This is a genomic window from Paenibacillus sp. OT2-17 (assembly GCF_009827695.1).
Taxonomy (GTDB): Bacteria; Bacillota; Bacilli; order Paenibacillales; family Paenibacillaceae; genus Paenibacillus; species Paenibacillus polymyxa_B.
In genome coordinates this window covers 1-796 of record NZ_WUDQ01000957.1, presented here as the reverse complement: position 1 = coordinate 796, position 796 = coordinate 1, and the positions used below count along the sequence as shown (strand labels likewise).

General features: G+C 49.6%; 1 protein-coding gene. It reads left to right on the top strand.

From position 1 onward, the window contains the following. On the top strand, positions 1–796 hold a 796-nt coding region (locus GRP75_RS28440; protein WP_369127590.1), incomplete at both ends, for a glycoside hydrolase family 2 protein.

The following is a 796-nucleotide window of genomic DNA, read 5'->3' as shown; positions in this document are numbered from 1 at the left end:
GATCGTGGGAGACTTGTTTATTCGACAGGACGAGGTGAATTCGGTAGGGGCTAAACTCATGGCAGTGGTAGAGATCGAAAATGCAGATGAGATTAGAGATGCCGAGTTGCGTATTTCCGCTGACGGGAAGGTGTGGTCCAAGCCGGTACGGCTGCTGAAGGGGAAGCAGACGGTCGAGCTGGAGCTGGAGATGAAGAAGCCGAAGCTGTGGTGGTGCCGTGGACTGGGGGAGCCGCATTTATATACGTTTGTGGCCGAATTGGTGGAGCAAGGACAAGGAGCTGTAATCGCGGAAAAATCAGTAAAAACGGGACTGCGTTCCATCCGTCTTGTACGTGAACGGGATGCAGCAGGAGAGAGCTTTTATTTTGAGCTGAACGGAATTCCTGTGTTTGCAAAAGGGGCTAACCATATTCCGAATGACAGCTTTGTCACTGAAGTTACGATGGAACGATATCGGTATGAAATTGCCAGTGCAGCCGCCTCGAATATGAATATGCTGCGGGTGTGGGGTGGCGGTATTTATGAACAAGACATATTTTATGAGCTTTGTGATGAATACGGTTTGCTCGTGTGGCAAGATTTTATGTTCGCCTGCAGTATGTACCCGGGGGATGAGGATTTTATGGACAATGTGGCACAGGAAGCAGAGGACAATATTAAGCGGCTGCGTCATCATCCTTGTATTGCCTTATGGTGCGGCAACAATGAGATCGATTCTGCATGGGCGCATTATGAAGAAAATGGAGGCTGGGGCTGGAAAAAGGACTACACACCTGAGCAACGGGAACGCCTA